This is a genomic window from Candidatus Galacturonatibacter soehngenii (genome assembly GCF_008830185.1).
In the GTDB taxonomy this organism is placed as follows: domain Bacteria; phylum Bacillota; class Clostridia; order Lachnospirales; family Lachnospiraceae; genus Lachnotalea; species Lachnotalea soehngenii.
Genome location: NZ_WAGX01000005.1, coordinates 914,793 through 936,854, shown reverse-complemented (window position 1 = coordinate 936,854; position 22,062 = coordinate 914,793). Strand labels below are relative to the sequence as shown.

Here is a 22,062-nt window from a genome sequence, read left to right as displayed (position 1 = left end):
TAATTTGTAAGTAATTAGTTTTTGACTTCTACCGTATGCTGATTTATAATTTATGTTATATAAAGATTATGTTGAAATTTGGTGTTAAATCTTATAAAGAACACTTATTTCAATCAGTTACAATTATTCTACATATGCGAGGGAAGAGGAGAAGATATGCGATTAATGAAGAAAGCTTTAGCAATCAGTTTGGTAACGGCTTTAACTTTTACCAGCTTTGAATTGCCAGTTCGTGCCACAGAGTACGTGAATACGCAGACAGAACAAGAATCGACTAATCAGGCAGAAGTTCAAGAAGAGTCAACTGATGAAGCAAAAGAAACTACTATGGAGAACCAAGAGACAGAAGAAGGAACAACGGAAGAAAGTAAACAAACACAGGATACAGATGCAACGGATGAGACAGAAAAGGAAGTGCCTGATGAAAGTACTTCTACTGACACACCACCAACAACGGATAATAGTGCTGTAAAAGAAGAGGCAGAATCAAAAGAAGAGTCAAAAGAACAGATATCTGCAACGCAAAAATTATTCAACACTGCATTATTAGAGAATGGAACAATCACTCTTGATAAGGATTTGCAAATTGAAGAGATGATTGAGCTTGAACTACCAACCGATATGGAACAAACATCAATTAACTTAGAATTGAATGGTTATAAAATAAGCTCAAAAGAAGCAGTTGCCATAATACAAGTAGGTGAGGGTGTTACATTAACTCTTAAAGGTGAAGGTAGTATCGTTAATGAGAAAGAAAATGGAATTGTAATCTATAATGAAGGTACAATCAAGCTGGATCATGCTGATTTACTAGCAACAGGAAGCAAGAGTGTTGGGGTTCTTAACAATAGTACTCTTGGTGAAAAAGGTCTTATTATAAAAAGTGGTACAATTAAGGCTGAATGGTTTGCAATAGGCAAAACAGCAAAGGCAGAAGTGTCGATGAATCGACCAACTGCCTTTTTTGCAGCAGCTGGTATCGTTCTGCCTTCTGATAAGGAAGAGATTGAACAAGGAAGCTATAGTGTAGATGAAAATGCTACAGTTTTAGAGAATACGACAAATCGTATTGAAGTTTCTGAACAGGAAAGCCAAGTGGATGATTCGGTTAAGGACGATGACAAGAAAGAAAACGTGGCAGATGAAAATGCAGCAAATGACCCTTCAAAGGATAAAGAAGCAGTCGTAACCGAACAAGGGGATACCCAACAAGTACCTAATACTTCGAATGACCCAAGTGCACAGACCAGTCAACCAACCACGACTGCTCCAGCACAACAACCTACTATCGTAGTACCAGAAATACCAACTAACGTAAATGCTAGTGTGAATAATTATAATAGTATAAAAATCACATGGAGTACAGCAAGTGGTGCGAAAGGGTACATAGTAGAAAGAATCCAAACAGATACCAATACTGTATTAGAACTTACCAAAACAACAACAACCTCTTATGTTGATACCAACAATATTATTGTAGGGAAAGAATATAAATATCGAGTTTATGCATATACAACTGATGACGCAGGTACCATTCATAAGAGTGCAGCGAGTTCAGAAATAGCGGTAAAGACTACAATTGACAATCCACAGAATTTAACAGCCACGCAATCTTCTGCTACAAGCGTAAAACTTAGCTGGAGCGGCGTAGAAGGTGCAACTAGTTATAAGGTTTATAGATCAGCCAAAGGTGGGGCTTACAAATTAGTAGAAACTACAACTGGCACAAGTTATAAGGATTCTAGCCTTAAAACAGGAACAAAATATTCTTATAAAGTAACTGCTGTAAATGGAGTTTTTGAAAGTGGTGACAGTAACAAAGCAACTTTATATGCTGCAGCTCCAGGAGTTAAAAAGCTAAAAGCATCAAGTAGTGCTTATAATAAAATTGGTTTGTCATGGAAAAAGGCAAGTGGAGCAACCAAATATGTAGTATATCGTTCTACCAAAGAGGGAAGCGGATATAAAAAAGTCAAAACGGTTACAAGTAACAAATATTCAGATACTGTGAAAACGGGTGTTACTTACTATTATAAAGTTGTTTCCTACACGAACAAAGCAAAAGGTGGAGAAAGTGCAATTATTTCTAGTGTGGCACTAGCGGATGCTCCTAAGAATGTAAAAGCTGTAAATAAATCATATAATAGTACAAAGATTTCTTGGTCAAAATCTAAAGGTGCTGGAAACTATGCGATTTATCGTTCCACTTCAAAAAAATCAGGTTATTCATTAATTAAGACTGTTTCTAAGAGCAAAACTTCTTATACAGATAAAACAGTAGAAGTGGGAGTTACATACTACTATAAAGTTTGCGCAGTAACAAAAGGCAAAGAAGGAAAAATGAGTAAAGTTGCTTCTGCAAAAATCAAACCAACAGCAGTAAAGAATTTGAAAGCAAAGAGCGCAGGTGGAAGGGATATTACTTTAACTTGGTCTGCCTCAAAAGGAGCATCCTCCTATGCAATTTATCGCTCTACAAGTGAGAAATCTGGTTACAAAGAGGTTGGTACAACGACTTCTTTATCCTTTACAAATAAAAAGCTAAAAAATGGAACGAAATATTATTACCGAGTTTATGCGGTAGCAGGAAAGATTAAGAGTGATTATAAACAAGTTTCTTATGTAAATCCAAGTAAAGTATATTTAAGTTCAAGTACTTTAAATCTAGAATCAGGAGAGACTGCGAAACTAAATGTATCTTTTAATCCATCGTCTGTATCTGACGCTACAGTTACATGGTCAAGTGCAAATAATAAAATTGCAACCGTATCATCAAAAGGTGTAATAACAGCATTGTCTGCAGGTATTACAACAATTACAGTGACTACTATCAATGGACTTACAGCAACCTGTGAGGTAGGTGTAGATCAGGAGGAAAGTGGTGTGGTAGTTGTGTTAGATCCAGGGCATGGTGGAAAAGATCCTGGAAAAACATATGGCAGACTAAAAGAAAGCGAAATGAATTTAAAAATATCTTATTATACAAAAGCAGAACTTGAAAAATACAGTGGTATTATAGTTAAAATGACAAGAACGGATGATACCTATCTAGATTTAGATGAAAGAACCACCATTGCAAAAAGATATGGTGCTGATATGTTTATAAGCCAGCATAATAATTCAGCTGATTCATCTTCAGCAAATGGAGCGGAAGTATACGTTACCTTAGATGGAAGATTTAATGCGCAGTCTACTAAATTAGGAGCACAAATATTAAACCGTTTAACGGGATTGGGACTTAATAACCGAGGAGTAAAAACGAGACGAGGAGACAACGGAGATTATTACGGAGTCATTAGAACAAGTGTCAATAAGGGATTTCCAGGTATTATAGTTGAAAGTGCTTTTCTTTCCAATGCAGAAGATAGAGAAATTCTTTCTACAGAACTAGGACTCAAATCCATCGGTGTAGCAACGGCAACTGCCATAGCTGAATATTATAATCTTACTAAGAAATAACAGGAGAAGGTACGGTGAATAAAAGGATAATTGCAATTCTTCTGATGGCCGTAATGATAATTTCTACGTTTTCTAATACTGCCTTGGCCTCTAATGATATATTAGAGGTACAAGGCAGTAATGCTTTTAGCAATGATTCGTTAGAAGGAATAGAAACAGGAACATTTACACTGGAGGAAGAGGCTACTATTATAGAGAATAAAGAAGATAATATAATAGTGGAGTATAATGACACAAATTCTGAAAATCCAGACAAGGATGCAAACCTGGAAGAACATGAAGAAATATTAGAGGATGAGAAGAGTCAAGAAACAAATGAATCAACGCAGATAGATGATGACGTAAATGAAAATCAAATACCGCCCGTACAAAATACCTTGGATGACAATAACGTAGTAAAAGAACTCGTTACAGGTCCAAAAGCAGTTACTTCTTTAACCTATGTGGCAATGAATTATAAAGAAGTAATGATTTCGTGGAAAGAAAGTGAAGAAGCAACACAATATGGTATTTACCGCTCCGCTGAAAAAGATGGAACATACGAACTGCTTGCAAAAATCAGTACTACGAATTATAAGAGTGAAGTTTCATGTGGACTTCAATACTATTATAAGGTAGTTCCTTTTAAAGATACCATCCAAGGTGAGGAGAATATTATTGCAATAGTAACGAAGCCTGATAAGGTCAGCAACTTAAAGGCGCAATTAAAAGTTACAAGTATATCAATTAGTTGGAAAGCAGGAAAAGGAGCACAAGTTTATACGATTTACCGCTCTGAAAAGAAGAATTCGGCTTATGAAATAGTAGGAGAAACCAATAAAACAAAATACACAGATAAGAGTACGGTTCAAGGAAAGAGCTATTACTACAAAGTATTTGCAAAGAGTAATGGAACACAAGGCGAAGGAGTGCAAACGAAAAAAAGCATTAAGATACCGAAAGGACCCAAAGCAGTAAAAGGATTAAAATACAAAAGAGAAAGCTTTAATTCACTCACTCTCTCATGGAAAGCAAGTACTGGTGCAACAAAATATACAATCTATAGATCAACGAGTAAAAATGGTATCTATAAAAAAATTAAGACAACAACGAAAACCACCTACCGTCTAAAAAATGTCAAATGTGGAAAGATTTATTTTTATAAAATAGTACCTTACAAAGATAAATTACCAGGGAAAGAGAAAATAATCAAAGCAAATACAATCCCAGATAAGGTTACGAAGCTTAAAGCAACTGTAAAAGATAATACGATTACCTTGACTTGGAAGAAGGCAAAAGGGGCTGTTACCTATGAAATCTATCGTTCTAACAAGAAAAACTCAGGATTTACGAAGGTTGCTGAGATAAAAAAGACAAAATACATTGATAAAAATCTTACATATGGTAAAACTTATTATTATCAAGTATATGCACGAAGTAATGATTCGAAAGGTAAAAAAGTGGTATGTAATGCAACTATACCAAAAGAAAATACGGCAGATCTATCAAAAGAAATGCGTGCTGTATGGATATCTTACCTAGATTATGGATTATTAAAAGATAAAAATGAGAGCGATTTTACAAAAAATATTAATGCAATGTATGATAAGGTATTAGCACAAAATGCAAACACAGTAATTGTTCATGTAAGAGCTTTTAGTGATGCAGTTTATCCTTCACGTTTTTATAGCTGGGGAAACTATATAACATCAAGTGAAGATGGGCCTGATTATGACCCTCTTGAAATCATGATTACGCAGGCACATAAAAAGGGATTGTTGTTTCAAGCATGGATTAATCCATATCGAACAAAAGATGGTGGTCGAGTAAATCCTGGTAGTTCAAGTGCTATTAAAAAAATAGTGTCAGGAGTCGAAGAGATTGTATTAAATTATGATGTAGATGGTATTCATTTTGATGATTATTTCTATCTATCAACTGACGATACCAGCCAAGAAGAAAAGATGGCAAACGTTAATAAGATGGTAATGCAAGTATATGCGAAAATCAAATCCATTAAATCGAATGTCATTTTTGGTATAAGTCCAGCGGGAAATATTGATTACGCTAAGTCAATTGGTTGTGATGTTGAGACTTGGCTATCTACTACAGGATATATTGATTACATATGCCCCCAACTATACTGGTCAGATGATTATGTAACAAGAAGCGGGACTTACACAAAGATGTTTACAAATACAATGAAACAGTGGGCTTCCATAAATAAAAATAACACTACCATGTATGCTGGTTTGGCCTTATACAAAGTGGGAACTGCCGTAGAGACTACTTGGGGAAGCGATATGGGATGGGGCAGGAGTACCTCTAATTTGTATCATCAGTACAAAGCAGCAAAAAATGCAGGTTATTTAGGTTATAGCTTATATCGTTATGAATCGTTAAGTTTACCAGCGGCAAAAGAGGAATTAAATCAGTTAAAGAAATTATCAAAATGAAGCCTCAAAAATACATCTTGAAGCATTCTATTTCTAATGTTATAATTATTCGTAGCATTTAGCGGGAAAATATGTATATGCTTACATATTTTGTGAGCTACGATTCACTATTATAAAAACAGATGAACCTATGGAGGAGATTAAAAATGAGAACATATTTAGTAACAGGTGGAGCGGGCTTTATTGGCTCAAACTATATACACTATATGTTTAAAAAATACAATAATGAGATTCGAATCATTAATGTAGATGCATTAACATATGCAGGGAATTTAGAGAACTTAAAAGAAGTGGAAAACAAAGAGAATTATACTTTTGTTAAAGCTGACATTTGCGATAAAGAGGCCATTGAGAAGATTTTTGCCGAAAATGAGATTGACAGAGTTGTTCACTTTGCAGCAGAAAGTCATGTAGATAGAAGTATAAAGAATCCAGAGGTTTTTGTGCAGACGAATGTATTAGGTACTTTAGTTATGTTAAATGCTGCTAAAAATGCTTGGATGTTAGAGGATGGAAGCTTTAAAGAAGATAAAAAGTTCTTACATGTTTCAACCGATGAAGTATATGGTTCTTTAGAAGAGGACGATACATTCTTTTATGAGACAACACCTATAGATCCTCATAGTCCATATTCAGCAAGTAAAGCTTCTTCGGACATGCTTGTAAAGTCTTATATTGATACGTATAAATTTCCTGCAAATATTACCAATTGCAGTAACAATTATGGACCTTACCAATTTCCAGAGAAACTAATTCCGCTTATTATTAATAATGCATTACAAGGCAAAAAGCTTCCAGTGTATGGAACTGGAACAAACGTTAGAGACTGGCTATATGTAGATGACCATGCAAAAGCCATTGATATGGTACAAGAAAACGGAAGACTTGGAGAAAGATATAATATCGGTGGTCATAATGAAAAGCAAAACATTGAGATTATCCATATCATTTTAGATACATTACAAGAAATGCTTCCAGAAGGTGATGAACGTAAGAAATTGGTAAGCAAAGATTTAATCACTTATGTTGAAGATAGAAAAGGACATGACAAACGTTATGCGATTGCTCCAGATAAAATCAAAGAAGAAATCGGCTGGTATCCAGAAACTATGTTCAAAGATGGAATTAAGCTTACGATAAAATGGTATTTTGAAAATGAGGACTGGCTTAAGAATGTAACCAGTGGAGATTATCAAAAATACTATCAGGATATGTATCAATAAGAATTATAGTGGCAGTATCTGTATTTTTAGGTACTGCCTATCATACGTTTAAGCAAATAAATGGAGGACTTAAGAATGAAAGGTATTATATTAGCAGGTGGCTCAGGGACACGTCTTTATCCACTTACCAAAGCAATATCAAAACAAATTATGCCAGTTTATGATAAACCAATGATTTATTATCCATTATCTACTTTAATGTTAGCCGGAATCAAAGATATATTAATCATTTCAACACCTAGAGATTTGCCAGTATTTGAGGAATTATTTGGAACGGGAAAACAGTTAGGATTAAATATGTCATATGCCGTGCAAGAAGTGCCAAGAGGACTAGCAGATGCATTTATTGTGGGTGAACAATTTATTGGGAAAGACAATGTTGCATTGGTGCTTGGTGATAATATATTCTATGGACAAAGCTTTTCAGATGTATTACAAAGAGCAGCGTCTAGAGAAACAGGAGCAACCATCTTTGGATACTATGTAAGAGACCCAAGAGAGTATGGTGTAGTTGAATTTGATGAAAATGGAAAAGCATTATCAATTGAGGAAAAACCGGAGAATCCAAAATCAAATTATGCAGTGCCTGGTCTTTATTTCTATGATAACGAAGTAGTAGAAATTGCTAAAAATGTAAAGCCTTCTGCAAGAGGAGAAATTGAAATTACAAGTGTAAACAATGAATATTTAAGAAGAGGTAACTTAAATGTAGAAACCTTGGGACGTGGATTTGCTTGGTTAGATACAGGAAGTCATGATATGCTGTTAGATGCGGCAGATTTTGTAGCTGCATTTCAAAAACGTCAGGGATTGTATATTTCATGCATTGAAGAAATTGCGTATAAAAGAGGATTCATTGATAAAGAACAATTAATTCAGCTTGCACAGCCACTTCTTAAGACTGCATATGGTCAGTATTTAATGGATATTGCAAATGGATTATAGGAAAGAGGCTTTTTGATATGGGAAAAATTAAAGTAACAACATGCGAAATAGAAGGTTTAAAGGTAATAGAGCCAACTGTATTTGGTGATGAAAGAGGATACTTTGTAGAGACTTATAACTACAAAGATTTTGCAGAAGCAGGAATTGATTGTCAGTTTGTTCAAGATAATCAATCCAGTTCAAAAAAAGGCGTTTTAAGAGGATTGCATTTTCAAAAAGAATTTCCGCAAGACAAGCTAGTTCGCGTAGTAAGTGGTGAAGTATTTGATGTGGCAGTTGATTTAAGAGAAGGATCAAGTACGTATGGTAAGTGGTTTGGAGTGGTTTTGTCAGCAGAGAATAAGAAACAATTCTTCATTCCTAAAAACTTTGCACATGGTTTTCTTGTCCTTTCTGAAACAGCAGAGTTTGCGTATAAATGCACAGACTTTTATCATCCAAACGATGAGGGAGGAATCATTTGGAATGACCCTGATATAGGAATTGAGTGGCCGATTCCAAAGGACTTAGAACTTGTGTTATCGGAAAAGGATAAAAAGTGGGAAGGTATTTCGTCACTTAAGAAATGAGGTTAAAGATGGATTTTATAGAAAGTATGAAGGATGTTATAGGCAAACGAAAGCTTATCATGTCATTAGCAGTAGCAGACTTTCGCAAGAGATTCGTAGGATCATACTTTGGGGTTGCATGGATGTTCGTGCAACCCATTGTAACTATATTGATTTATTTCCTGGTATTTCAGGTAGCTTTTCGCTCAACCCCACCTGTAGATGAACCTTATCTTATCTGGTTTACACCTGGGATTGTACCATGGTTTTTCTTTAGTGAAGCCATGAACCATGCTACAAATTGCCTTACTGAATATAGCTATTTAGTTAAAAAAGTAGTATTTAAAGTTAGCGTATTACCGATGGTAAAAATTATTTCTTGTATGTTTGTTCATGGAATATTTATTGGAATTATGATCTTTGCATACTTAATATACGGGAAAACGCCTTCTATCTATTGGTTACAAGCTCTATATTATACGTTTTGTTTGTTTGTACTGCTAATTGGTTTGTCATTTATTACTTCGTCAATCACGGTATTATTTCGTGATATGGCACAAATTGTTAATATTGCATTACAATTTGGAATTTGGGCAACACCGATAATGTGGCATCCACATATGGAGGAGCCATTTCACGGCAGACTTGATCCATATATTTGGATTTTAAAGATTAATCCGCTTTATTATATCGTGGAAGGTTATCGTTCTAGTTTTATGGAGCATGTAGGCTTTTGGGAAAAGCCGTTTGACACCTTATATTTTTGGTGCTTTACATTAATAGTATTCGTAATAGGACTTAAATTATTTAAAAAGCTAAAACCTCATTTTGCAGATGTATTATAAATGAGGAAACTCATTTTTACTAAGCTCGAAAACATCTCGCTAAGAAAAAATGAGTACATTCGCACTAAGAGAGTAAAAATACACTCTCTAAGTGAAGAAAAAGGAAACTCATTTTTACTAAGCTCGAAAAAATCTCGCTAAGGAAAAATGAGTACATTCGCACTAAGAGAGTTAAAAATACACTCTCTAAGTGCTCATAGTAGGAGAGAGAGAATTTATGTTTGCGATTCGTATAAAGGATTTAAGTAAGGTTTATAGGCTGTATGAAAAGCCAATTGATCGTTTAAAGGAGACACTAAGTCCCTTTAAAAAGAAATACCATAAAAGCTTTTATGCCTTAAATAACATAACCTTTGATGTGAAACAGGGGGAAACAGTTGGTATTGTAGGTACCAATGGTTCAGGAAAATCAACAATTTTGAAAATAATTACTGGTGTATTGACTCCGACACAAGGAAGTCTAGAAATAAGCGGCAAGATTTCTGCTCTTTTGGAGCTTGGAGCAGGCTTTAATATGGAATACACAGGTATTGAAAATATATATTTAAATGGAACAATGATGGGCTTTACGAAAAAAGAGATGGAAGAGAAAATTCCTGATATTCTTTCATTTGCTGATATTGGAGATTTTGTACATCAGCCAGTTAAGACTTATTCGAGTGGTATGTTGGTGCGTCTTGCATTTGCAACAGCCATTAATGTAGAACCTGAAATATTAATTGTAGATGAAGCGTTATCGGTTGGAGATGTCTTTTTCCAGGCAAAATGCTTTAATAAAATAAATGAGATCAAAGAAAAAGGAACCACTATTTTACTTGTGACACATGACATGAGTAGTGTTATAAAATATTGTGATAAAGCAATCTTACTAAATAGAGGTAATTTTGTTGAAGAAGGTAAGCCAAATGTTATCGTAGATTTATATAAGAAGATTTTGGCAAATCAATATGATCCAAACAAAATCAGTGAGATTGCAGCACAAGCGGCAATAGAAGTAGACCAGACAAAGAAATGGATGCATCAGTTGGCCGTGAATCCAAATCAAAATATCTATGGTGATAAAAGAGCCGAAATCATAGATGTTGGTATATTTGATGAACAAGGAAGGTTAAGTAACCTGATTATGAAAGGACAGGAATTTAGCATTAAGATGAAGGTTCATTTTAATGAGACAATCAGCGAACCGATTTTTGCCTTTACGATAAAAGATAGCAAAGGTTCTGAACTTACCGGTACGAATACAATGGTAGAAAATACGGATGTTAAAATGGCAGAAGCAGGAAAGACATATGTCATTTCCTTTACACAAAAAATGATGTTACAAGGGAAAGATTACTTACTCTCTCTTGGATGTACAGGTTTTGAGAATGGAGAGCTTGTTATTTATGATCGTATGTATGACATTGTTAATTTGAGTGTTATTTCGAATAAGAATACAGTAGGAGTTTATGATATGGACAGTGCTGTGGTATTTGAAGAGGAGTCGTAAGAGGAAATTACTCAAAATCAGAGACGAACAAAATGGAGGAAGCAATGAACAAAGAGGTATTAAATCTAACCTACTATAAGGGTGAGGATCTTTATAGTGATGGTGATGTGGAAGATAAAATATTAGAGATTTTTCAAAGCGAGGAAGATATACAAGAACGACTTATGAAGGATGACGATTGGGCGATTTTATATCACTTGTCTCCAATAAGACAAAATATTCTTGAGTGGTATGATTTTGATAAAGAAGCCTCCTTATTAGAGATTGGTTCTGGCTGTGGTGCAATTACCGGGTTATTTTGTGAGAAAGTGAAACGAGTAGTCGGAATTGAACTATCCAAGCGTCGTTCAACTATTAATGCGAAAAGAAATGAAATGTACAATAATCTAGAAATTATGGTGGGGAATTTTGAAGATATTGAACTAACTGAGAAGTTCGATTATGTGACATTAATTGGGGTGTTAGAATATGCGGATAGTTATATTAACGCAAAAGCACCTTATGAAGAGATGTTAAAACGAGTGAAAAAATTCTTAAAACCGAATGGAACACTAATCATTGCTATTGAAAATAAATTTGGTTTAAAATATTTTGCTGGTGCAATGGAAGACCATACAGGAAACTTGTTTGATGGCATTGAAAATTACAAAAATGTATCAAGTGTTAGAACTTTCTCAAAAAATGAGATAGAATCCTTGCTACAAAGAGCGGGGTATCAAGGAAATGACTTTTATTATCCGATACCAGATTATAAATTGCCAAATGCAGTGTATGCCAAGAACTATTTACCAAAGGCTGGTGACTTGAGAAATATGTCAATTGCCTATGATAGGGCACGTTTTAAGCTATTTGATGAAGATATCGTATACGACCAACTTTGCAATGACCAAAAATTTGAATATTTTTCAAATTCCTTTTTGATTTTTGCAAAGGCATAAGGTAGAATTTGGAGGCAGACATGAAAAATGTTTTATTTGTAAAATATAATCGAACAAGAAGACTTGAGTTTCAAATTAGTACATGTGTTTTTGAAGAGGGTGGCAAGACCATAGTTCAAAAAAAAGCATTAAATGAACAGGCAATCCCTCACATTCAAAGTCTAAGGGATAAATCCGAGCAAATTAAAAAGGTAATGAATCAGGTTCATGTTTTGATACCTAGTATAGAGGAAGGCATTGCCTCCTATGAATACATTGAGGGTAATACATTACAAGATTCATTATTTCGTGTAATTGAGAACAAAGAAGAATTGCTGGAAAAGATAAAATCTGTACAGAATAAAATCTTTGATTTTCATTCAGAATATTTGGAAGAGTTTCAAGAATCAAAACGTTTTATTGAAATTTTTGGAGAGGCGAAAAAGATTCAGGGAATGGCAATAAATCCAGCTAATATCGATTGCTTGTTTGATAATTTTATTGAAAAGGATGGAGTAATATATTGCCTTGACTGTGAATGGGTAGTGGATTGTCTTGTTCCAGTTGAATACTTGAAGTATAGAAGCGTATTCTACTTTTATCAAAGATATCGGATGTATTTGGAAAAATACATGACAGAAGATAAGTTTCTTGCATATTTTGGATATACGCAGGAGTTGGCAGATGCATATTTTGAAATGGAAGATCATTATCAACACTACGCTCATGGAGAAAATCGTCAGTACATCTATACCGATAACTATAAAAAACCAATTAAGTCGAGAGATAATCTAGGGGAGGAAGGTTTTGACCTTAGTAGCTTTAAAATGCTGCAAGAAAAAGATAAAGACATTGAACATCTCAATGAACTTTGCTATATCAAGGACAATACCATATCAGATAAAGATAAATACATTCAGGATTTAGAAGCAATCATTCAAAAAATGCGTTCTAATCCAATGTATAAAATAGGACGAGCACCTGTCAAAGCAGCAAAGACGATTAGGGGCTTGTTTCAAAAAAAAAATCATAAGTTAGAAAAAATAGTATTTCCGTTCATAGAAAAACCACAAGTTTCTATTATAATTCCTGTATATAATCAATTTGATTATACTTATAAATGCTTAAAATCTATTCTGGAACATACAAAAGATGTCACTTATGAGATTATCATTGGAGATGATGTTTCTACCGACCTAACACGAAAGCTTTCCAATTACGTAGCGAATGTAATCATAAAGCGTAATAATGAGAATTTAGGTTTTGTAAGAAATTGCAATCAAGCGGCTAAAGCGGCAAGAGGAAACTATATCTTGTTTTTAAATAATGATACGACAGTGACAAACAATTGGTTAAAGCCATTGGTAGAACAAATGGAGGCAGATGAACGAATTGGATTGACGGGTTCAAAGCTTGTGTATCCAAATGGAATATTACAAGAAGCTGGTGGCGTTATATGGAGTAATGCAGATGGGTGGAATTATGGTAGAAATGATTTGTGTGATAAGCCAGAGTATAACTATGTGAAGGAAGTAGATTATATTTCAGGGGCAGCTATGATGATTCGAAGTTCTTTGTGGAACTTAATTGGTGGATTTGATGAGAGATTTGCACCTGCCTATTATGAGGACACGGATCTTGCATTTTCGGTTCGAAAGGAAGGATATAAAGTTGTATATCAGCCAAAGTCAGTAGTGATTCATTATGAAGGAATTTCAAATGGAACAGATACCTCTGATGGAATCAAAAAATACCAGATTGAAAACAAAGAAAAGTTTAAGGAAAAGTGGGCTCTTGATTTAGAAAAGCAGTGTAAAAATCCAAATGAATTATTTATTGCCAGAGATAGGAGTATGAATAAGAAGATAGCCGTATTTATTGACCGCTATGTTCCACAGTTTGATAAGGATGCAGGTTCAAAATCGACTTTGGCATACATAAGAGCGTTCTTAAAAATGGGATATCAGGTCAAATTTATTCCAGAGGATTTTAAAGCAGATGATGTATATTCAGTCTATTTAGAACAATTAGGAGTGGAAGTGTTGACTGGTAGCTTTTACTTATTAAATGTTGATAAGTGGCTAATGGATTATGGAAAACATATTGATGTTGTTTTCTCCAATCGACCTTATACTACCTTTAAATTCCTAGATGTTTTAAAGAAAAGCATTAAGGGTAAACTAATTTATTATGGACATGATTTGCACTATAAGAGAGAGTTGCTAGAATATAGCTTTACAAGGGACAAATCCTTGCTTGCACATGCAAATCATATGAAACAATTAGAATATAGTATTATGGAACAAGCAGATGTAGTCTATTATCCATCTTATTTAGAAATAGAAGAGATAGAAAAAGTAAACAGTAAAATCAACGCGTATGCAATTCCTGTTTTCGTATATGATGAACCAAGAAAGATACAGCCACTAGATGCAAATGTAAGAAAGAACCTTTTATTTGTTGGAGGATTTGCACATGAACCAAATGTAGATGCGGTGGTATGGTTTGTACAAGAGATTTTACCAAAGGTATTATGTAGTATACCTGATGTTGTATTACAAGTAATTGGTTCTAATCCACCAGATAAGATTATGAATCTTGCAAGTGATCATGTTGTGATACGTGGATTTGTATCGGAAGAAGAACTTGAAAAAGCATATCTAGAAACTAGAATGGTGGTTGTACCATTACGTTTTGGAGCAGGAATGAAGGGCAAGGTTATTGAGGCGTTGTATTATCAAATACCTGTAATGACAACAAGTGTAGGGGCACAAGGCTTGTTAGAGTATCATGATGTAATGAGAGTAGAGGATGCTGCAAATGCCTTTGCAAATGAGTTAGTTCATTTATATCAGGATACGAACACGTTAAACCAAATGTCCCAGTGCATGCCAGAATATATAGAAAAATATTTTAGTTTGGAAGCTGCGCAAAAGATATTGGACCATACAATAAATCAGGACTAGACAAGGAGCAATACGAATGAAAAAATTAATCGAGCAAATCATGAAATTTGGGGTCGTAGGTTTTTTATGCTTCTTCATTGATTATTTTGTATTATTTGCAGCAACTGAGATTTTGAAAATCAATTATTTGGTCTCGAGTGGAATCTCATTTACGGTATCCGTGATTATAAATTATATTCTTAGTACCAAATTTGTATTTCAAACAAAGCAAGATACAAATAAAATGAAAGAGTTTATTCTATTTGTGATACTGAGTCTAGTAGGACTTGGAATCAATCAAATCATTATGTGGTTTACAGTAGAAAAAGTATCGATATATTATATGCTTGGAAAGATAATAGCGACCGCCATTGTTATGGTTTATAACTTTATTACCAGAAAGATATTTCTGGAGGATAAAGAGGACAGATAATTGGAGATGTTTTTGTGAAGAGAAAAAATAAATTAATTGCCGCACTCTCCTTTCTACTTATTTTAACGGTAAGCGTGCTTGTATTCGTGCTAGAAAAACATGCGAGTGAAAACAAACAGCTTACATTAAATAAGGGAAGTGAAGTGGATTTAGTTATGTTTATGGGACAAAGTAATATGTCTGGAACTGGTGATAGTGAAAAAGCACCTGTAGTAATTGACGGAGCAGGATATGAGTTTCGAGCTATTTCAGATCCGACTCAACTTTATCCCATTGAAGAACCCTTTGGTCAATATGAAAATAATGAAGAAGGGGTTGATGATAAGGATTTAAAAACCGGGTCCTTAGTATCCTCTTTTGTTAACTCGTATTATAGTGGTAGTGGAGTCCCTGTGGTTGCTGTGTCAGCATCAGCAGGAGGAAGTACCCTACACTCTTGGAGAGAGGATGGGAATCTATTACCAGACGCTGTGAATCGCTATAATATGGCAAAAGAATGGTTGCTTGATAATGGTTATGTAATACGTCACAGTTATATGGTTTGGCTTCAGGGTGAAAGCGATGGAAACAAGCAAACCTCAAAAGAAGACTATATATCCTCTATGAAAGATATCTTTTCTATTATGAAAGACAGTGGTGTTGAAAAGTGTTTTCTAATCAGAATTGGTATACGAACAGAAGAGCCAGGAATGTATGATGCGATTATCGAGGCACAGACGGAACTATGCAGAGATAATGAAGACTTTATTCTTGTTTCTACAAAAGCGGTTGAGTTAGAGCACTTGGGATTGATGCGAGATGAAGTCCATTATACACAAGGTGGACTAAACCTCATTGGAGAAGAAGCAGGGGCCAATATGGCTTATTATGTAAAGACCGGATTAACGCCTAGTTTATATGATTACAAAAATGATGATGTCTATAGTGATACCACCGAAAAAGAAGAATAGGTTACAGCACAGATTTGCCAAAAAAAGTGAATAATGTTATAATTTTTGAATGGAAACGGAGGTATTTATGAAAGAGAAAATTTTATTGTTTATACCGGGATATAATTGTGAAAACCAGATACAAAGAGTACTTGGTCAATTGGATGAAAGTATACTTTTGTATATTGATCAAGTAATTATGGTAAATAATCGAAGTACAGATGCAACAGAAGAAAAAGTGATTGAGTTTATTGAGAACAACCCAAAGATTCCTGTAGCACTTTTAAGAAATGATGATAATTATGGCCTTGGAGGCTCTCATAAGGTTGCCTTTGATTATGCAATAAAAGAAGGCTATGATTACGTCATTGTATTGCATGGGGACGATCAAGGGGATATACATGACCTGAATGTAGTTCTAAAAAGAAAGGCCTACTTAAAATACGATTGTTGTTTAGGTGCCAGATTTATGAATGGCTCTAAGCTAAAGGGGTATTCAACGTTTCGTACCTTTGGTAACGTAGTATATAACATATTATTTTCAATAGTGGTTAAGAAGAGAATATTAGATTTGGGCTCAGGGCTTAACATGTATCATGTTGCTATGTTAAAGGACAAGTTTTATGAGAAATTTCCAGATAATTTGATGTTTAATTATTGTATGATAATGGCAGCAGATTATTATAAGCATAACATTGCCTTCTTTCCTATCACATGGAGAGAAGATGATCAGGTATCAAATGTAAAGATGATGAATCAGGCAATTACAGTTTTAAAAATGCTAGGTAATTATTTTTTGCATCGAGAAAAGTTTATTACTTCCGAAATTAGAGAACGACAGGTAGAAAACTATAGTGCTAAGGTAATTGCAGAAAGTGGGATTGTAAAGTTCGATGAATAAGAAAGCGGTTTACTTAAGGGTAAATGCGGTGATTGTTTTGCTAGCGGTTTACTTTGCAAGTATGCGAACAAAAACCTTTACTGATGTACAATTAAATATAGATGTAAGATTAAGCTACCTTATACCACTGTTCATACTGGGATTTTTATTTGTACACTTAGCTAAAATGATGAGATTTTATCTTATCTTAATGGAACAAAAAATTAATCTATTCCGTTTCATTAAAGTATATATGAAAATAACGTTTGTGAACTTGGCTTTTCCTTTTAAACTAGGTGAAATCTTTCGAGTATACTGTTTTTCCAAAGAAACAAAAGATGCAAAAATCGGCATTTTAAGTGTTATAATAGATCGTGTTTTTGATATTAGTGCTTTGCTTGTTATTTTGATTCCTTACGATGTAATTGTTGATAAAGCAATTTCACCAGTAACACTTATTTTATCCTTATTTGCAGCGGTTATCTTATTTTTATACCGGATTTTTTTACCTACGTATTACTATTTGAACCAATATCTGATTACGAATGCGAGTTCAAAAGAGGCAGTACGATGTTTATACTTACTAGAAAATGGAAAGACTTGGTATGATTATATTAGAAGATTGTTAAAGGGAAGAAGCTCTTTGATATTTATTCTATCTTGTATAGGGTGGCTGGCTGAATTTGGATTATTATTGTGCATGCAGACAATTTTTCAAAAAGTATTTGGAATCAGTGGATTTGTAACATATATCAATTCCATTTTTGGATTTGGGGAGACACAGCTACTTAACATCTATACCACTGTAAGCTGTATTATTCTTGCAATTATTACAGTCAGTGTGTATGGTATTTCGTATTGGAAAAGGAGAGCTGTAAAATGTTAAAAAAAGTAATAGTCGTTTACGACGATACCGTGGTAGCAGACAAGTTGGTTAAAAATATTACAGGACCAAAAAGCTTTGGAAATACCATATTTAAACGAAAAACTTTAAAACGAAGAATGACAGAAGTGTTGATGTCAAATAATTTTATAGTTGATGTGATTGATTATCGTGAAGGAGATGCAATTGAACGATTAACTGGGGCATTAAAAGATGTGCCGGGTAATTGTTGTGTCATGCATTTATATTCTAATTACGGTATTAAAAATACAGAGAGCTTTAACTTACTTTTGGAAAAAGCACAATTTATCAATACTAATATTTTGGTAAAACAACAGGAAAAAACAATCTTTGCTTTGTTTAGTAATGTGGAGGAATACATAAGCTACATCAAGGAGAATCAAAACATACAAGGACAGCTTACGTTTGATAAAATAAAAAATTATGATGTAATTCAATCAGATTCTATGATTGATCTTTCTGAATTGAATAACTTTATGCAATTTATTACAGGTGGTTTTGATGCAAGGTTTTTTAATGCCTTAGAGGGTGATGAATATACAGTCACAAAGCGCTCAAGTAATAAGAAAAAGATAAAAAGCGAGTATGAATTCTATGGATTGCTTCCAGATGAAATGAAGATGTGGTTCGTTATGCCGTTTTCTTATCAAGAAAAAGAAGAATTTGCCTCTTACACGATGGAGAGATATCATATGACAGATATTGCAATACGTTGGATTCACAATGCGATAAATCTGGACGAGTTAGATGATATCTTAAAACGTTTGTTTCATTTTGTAACAACAAGAAAGACAAAATCAGTATCTCAAAAGGAATTTGATACGATTGAAGAAGCTCTCTATATTGGTAAAGTAAGAGAACGAATGGAAGAACTGAAAAAAAGTCCTTATTATACGAAATTTAATCATTTTATTTCATCAGGGACGAAATACCAAGACATTGAAGAAATTATTTCGAATTATGAAATGCTATATAAAAAAGTAAGAAAGAATATTGATATTAAGCCACATTTTGTAGTGGGACATGGAGATTTATGTTTTTCTAATATCTTATATAACAAAGAAACCGCTATGCTTAAATTAATTGACCCAAAAGGAGCGTTAAAAGAGGAAGATTTATGGACAAACCCTTACTATGATATTGCGAAGTTATCTCATTCTATATGTGGTCGATATGATTTCTTTAATAGTGGATTATACGATATTAAAATTGAGTCAGATTTGAAATTATCATTGAGCTTGGAATTTAATAACGTAGAATATGTAGAGCTTTTTAAACAATATTTAGAAACATACAGCTTTGATTATACATTGGTTCGAGTTTATGAAGCATCGCTATTTTTATCCATGCTTCCATTACATATGGATAATCCGCAAAAAGTATTTGGTTTTCTGTTAAATGCAATCAATATTTTAGAAGAGGTAGAGCGATGTATAAAGGATTAACGTTTGTATTTGATATTGATGGAACCATTTGCCCAATTAAAAAGAAGACACAAGAATATATTGATTTGGTTCCCTATGAAAATATCGTAAAAAAGATTCGAGAGTACAAAGAAGGAGGAGCGAAGATTACTCTTTTCACCTCTCGAAACATGAATAGTTATAATGGAAATATTGGAATGATTAATGCCAATACAGCAAAGGTAATGCTAGAATGGCTAGATAAGTGGGATATACCATACGACGAAATTATCTATGGTAAACCATGGCCAGGGCATAGGGGGTTTTATGTTGATGATCGTTCCATTCGACCAGATGAGTTTCTAAAGTACTCTGAGGAAGAATTGAATGAGATATGCAAAAAATCAAGGGAGGAGTATGATCATGAATAAGAAATCATTTTGGATAGGTGTGTTAACAGGAGTAATCGCTCTTATAGCAATTGAGGGTGCTGTAATCGGGGGTAGAGCCTTATTTTATATGAAAGATGAATCACAGTTAAGTGATGTGACATATGAAGAAGGGCAAGAGGATGAAGTAATCGAAGCATCTTCAGGAGTTTTTGCTGAGAATGGGAATGCAATCATAACGGATGCAGAGGAAGGTATTAAAATAGAAGTTGTACCCCCAAGCGGATATACCCAGAGTAAAGACTACGAAAGTGCTTTTGATGCTGAATATTATAATGAAGATAAGACGATAAGAATAAATTATTCCATCGAAAATCATACGGAACAGGAGATGGAATCATATTATGAATTTGAAAAAGAAATTATTGCTACTTCTAAAGATGTATCCTATACAAATATTGCTACAGGCGATGTCAAAACACTCGAGGTAAACGGATACAAGGTGAATTATATTTCACTTTCTTATACATATGAAGAGACAGAGAACTATATTGAATATTGTGCTTATGTTATGATTGATGACTCCACCCAATTTATGTGTAATATTTATGGAACAGCAGAAACTGTGAAGGAAGATATCATAAAAGAGTGTTTTGGATCCCAGATTCCTGTTAGCAAATAAAGTAAGAGATTAGGAGCTATTTCAATGAAAAAAATAGTTTTTATTATAAATGTAATACTATTTGCTCTTGTCTGTTTATTTTTTATTGTAGGAATTGATCAAAATGATTCCATTCAGTGTAACATTGGAACACCAAAGTCGATTGCCAAAATTGAGGAAAACACAAGGCTTACAACTGACGATATTTTGCAAAATTTATATTTTAATGGAGAAGCACTACCGTATGATAAGGAGTCGTCAACATTTTATCTTCCGCTATCAATGAAGAATGAAGGTTGGGAGTATGGAGAACTAACATCCAATGCGAATGAAGCTTCCATTTTGTTTACCAATGATTTTAAAAAAGTATCGAAATTAGAAGCAATAGCAAACAATGAGAGTTTCTCCTTTCTAGCGTTTACAAAACAAGAGCATCGTTATTATCATATCGTATTTACGGGATTGCCTATAATGGATATTAAAATAAATGCTGGAGACTTTTTGGAAAGTGCTAGCATTGATATGACGCTTTACTCAGCAGATACCAAATCAGAATGGGTGCAGCATTCAATGGCAAATATTAGGGTAAGAGGAAATACGAGTAGAATATATCCCAAAAAAGGGTACAAGCTTGAACTGACAAAATATAATAATTCTGGAAATATTGTTAATCATAATCTGTCGCTTTTAAATATGAGAAAGGACAATGATTGGATATTATACGCCATGTATAATGACAATACAAAAATTAGAGATAAACTCTCTATTGATATCTGGAACCAGTTTGGAGCAAAGGATAATCCTTATAGCCGTGAATTTGGCACAAAGCTAGAATATGTAGAACTTGTGGTAGACGGTGACTATTATGGGATTTATGGCTTAATGGAGCCAGTAGATGCTAAGATGTTAGATATTACCAAATCAAATGAAGCTGAAAGTCAAGAATATATATATAAGCGAACAGACCCAATTGTGTTATCACTTGATTATTTTATGGAAGAGTCTGATGTGTTATCAAGATGTGGTTTTGAATTAAAGGGCATAAGCAAATATGGAGATATTTCTTTAAAGACTTGGAAGCCTCTCAGTGATTTTATCCGTGTACACAATTTAGAAGATGAGGAATATGTAAAAGAAATTGATAACACAATTGATATAAACAGTGTGACCAATGCATGGCTTTTCTTTCAGATTATATCGGGACTTGATAATCGTGCAAAGAATGTTTATTATGTGGCAAAGATGACAGATTCAGGAATTCGACTGTTCTTTGTACCATGGGATATGGATTTGACTTGGGGAAATGTAAGTAAAGAAAAACTTCCACCGACATTTACAGCATATGAGCCAGAAATTATGACAGAGGTAGCCAATTGGGAAACAGGACAACGAGTGATTGACTTAAATGCGGGTAATTCCATTGCGATAGTGAAGGAAAAGTGGAATTTGTTACGAGGTAGCATTCTTACAAACGATGCTTTAATAAAGAACATCGAGAACTTGGAACATACAGTTGTTAACTCTGGTGCAATGGATAGAGATACAAAAAGATGGCCAGAAGGAGCCCATACCACTGATTATACCGATATCAAACAATATGCAATAGACAAAATGGAATTTCTAGACTCCTATTTTGCAACGCTTACGGAGGAATGAT

Annotated in this window: 17 protein-coding genes and 1 pseudogene; all 18 read left to right on the top strand. The window is 34.0% G+C overall.

The window, feature by feature from the left end:
• Window positions 1–156: 156 nt before the first annotated feature.
• Window positions 157–3,459 (top strand): N-acetylmuramoyl-L-alanine amidase, encoded by a 3,303-nt coding sequence (locus F7O84_RS11815; protein ID WP_151145308.1) that lies wholly within the window; start codon window positions 157–159, stop codon window positions 3,457–3,459.
• A 14-nt stretch (window positions 3,460–3,473) separates the two neighbouring features.
• Window positions 3,474–5,894 carry a family 10 glycosylhydrolase gene (locus F7O84_RS11810; protein WP_151145305.1) on the top strand — a complete coding sequence of 807 codons (2,421 nt, stop codon included), beginning with the start codon at window positions 3,474–3,476 and terminating at the stop codon, window positions 5,892–5,894.
• A 146-nt stretch (window positions 5,895–6,040) separates the two neighbouring features.
• The gene (gene rfbB, locus F7O84_RS11805) at window positions 6,041–7,117 is read left to right on the top strand and encodes a dTDP-glucose 4,6-dehydratase (RefSeq protein WP_151145302.1); all 1,077 of its coding nucleotides are present in this window, start codon (window positions 6,041–6,043) and stop codon (window positions 7,115–7,117) included.
• 75 nt (window positions 7,118–7,192) lie between these two features.
• On the top strand, window positions 7,193–8,062 hold the full coding sequence (gene rfbA / locus F7O84_RS11800; protein WP_151145299.1) for a glucose-1-phosphate thymidylyltransferase RfbA: 870 nt from the start codon (window positions 7,193–7,195) through the stop codon (window positions 8,060–8,062).
• 17 nt (window positions 8,063–8,079) lie between these two features.
• Window positions 8,080–8,631 carry a dTDP-4-dehydrorhamnose 3,5-epimerase gene (rfbC, locus tag F7O84_RS11795; protein WP_151145296.1) on the top strand — a complete coding sequence of 184 codons (552 nt, stop codon included), beginning with the start codon at window positions 8,080–8,082 and terminating at the stop codon, window positions 8,629–8,631.
• A gap of 8 nt (window positions 8,632–8,639) precedes the next feature.
• Window positions 8,640–9,455 carry an ABC transporter permease gene (locus tag F7O84_RS11790; protein WP_151145293.1) on the top strand — a complete coding sequence of 272 codons (816 nt, stop codon included), beginning with the start codon at window positions 8,640–8,642 and terminating at the stop codon, window positions 9,453–9,455.
• 217 nt (window positions 9,456–9,672) lie between these two features.
• The gene (locus tag F7O84_RS11785) at window positions 9,673–10,944 is read left to right on the top strand and encodes an ABC transporter ATP-binding protein (protein ID WP_151145290.1); all 1,272 of its coding nucleotides are present in this window, start codon (window positions 9,673–9,675) and stop codon (window positions 10,942–10,944) included.
• Window positions 10,945–10,988: 44 nt separating this feature from the next.
• Window positions 10,989–11,882: a class I SAM-dependent methyltransferase gene (locus tag F7O84_RS11780; protein WP_243140880.1), complete on the top strand. Its 894-nt coding sequence runs from the start codon at window positions 10,989–10,991 to the stop codon at window positions 11,880–11,882.
• A 1,046-nt stretch (window positions 11,883–12,928) separates the two neighbouring features.
• Window positions 12,929–13,561 (top strand): annotated as a pseudogene (locus tag F7O84_RS19665) (glycosyltransferase family 2 protein); the annotation flags it as partial.
• Between the two features lie 153 nt (window positions 13,562–13,714).
• Window positions 13,715–14,827: a glycosyltransferase family 4 protein gene (locus tag F7O84_RS19660; protein WP_478210077.1), complete on the top strand. Its 1,113-nt coding sequence runs from the start codon at window positions 13,715–13,717 to the stop codon at window positions 14,825–14,827.
• Window positions 14,828–14,843: 16 nt separating this feature from the next.
• Window positions 14,844–15,239, top strand: a complete 396-nt coding sequence (locus tag F7O84_RS11770) for a GtrA family protein (RefSeq protein WP_151145281.1) — start codon at window positions 14,844–14,846, stop codon at window positions 15,237–15,239.
• A gap of 14 nt (window positions 15,240–15,253) precedes the next feature.
• A complete protein-coding gene (locus F7O84_RS11765; RefSeq protein ID WP_151145278.1) occupies window positions 15,254–16,189 on the top strand; it encodes a sialate O-acetylesterase in 936 nt (311 codons plus the stop codon).
• A 67-nt stretch (window positions 16,190–16,256) separates the two neighbouring features.
• Entirely contained in the window at window positions 16,257–17,069 is an 813-nt protein-coding gene (locus F7O84_RS11760; protein WP_151145275.1) for a glycosyltransferase family 2 protein, read from the top strand.
• Complete coding sequence (locus F7O84_RS11755; RefSeq protein ID WP_151145272.1) at window positions 17,062–17,934, top strand: lysylphosphatidylglycerol synthase domain-containing protein; 873 nt, start codon at window positions 17,062–17,064, stop codon at window positions 17,932–17,934. The genes F7O84_RS11760 and F7O84_RS11755 overlap by 8 nt, the downstream gene beginning before the upstream one ends.
• Window positions 17,928–19,397 (top strand): aminoglycoside phosphotransferase family protein, encoded by a 1,470-nt coding sequence (locus tag F7O84_RS11750; RefSeq protein WP_151145269.1) that lies wholly within the window; start codon window positions 17,928–17,930, stop codon window positions 19,395–19,397. The genes F7O84_RS11755 and F7O84_RS11750 overlap by 7 nt, the downstream gene beginning before the upstream one ends.
• Complete coding sequence (locus tag F7O84_RS11745) at window positions 19,382–19,786, top strand: HAD family hydrolase (RefSeq protein ID WP_151145266.1); 405 nt, start codon at window positions 19,382–19,384, stop codon at window positions 19,784–19,786. Before F7O84_RS11750 ends, F7O84_RS11745 begins: the two co-directional genes overlap by 16 nt.
• A complete protein-coding gene (locus F7O84_RS11740) occupies window positions 19,779–20,426 on the top strand; it encodes a hypothetical protein (RefSeq protein ID WP_151145263.1) in 648 nt (215 codons plus the stop codon). The genes F7O84_RS11745 and F7O84_RS11740 overlap by 8 nt, the downstream gene beginning before the upstream one ends.
• 24 nt (window positions 20,427–20,450) lie before the next feature.
• Window positions 20,451–22,061 (top strand): CotH kinase family protein, encoded by a 1,611-nt coding sequence (locus F7O84_RS11735; protein ID WP_151145261.1) that lies wholly within the window; start codon window positions 20,451–20,453, stop codon window positions 22,059–22,061.
• Window position 22,062: the final 1 nt, after the last annotated feature.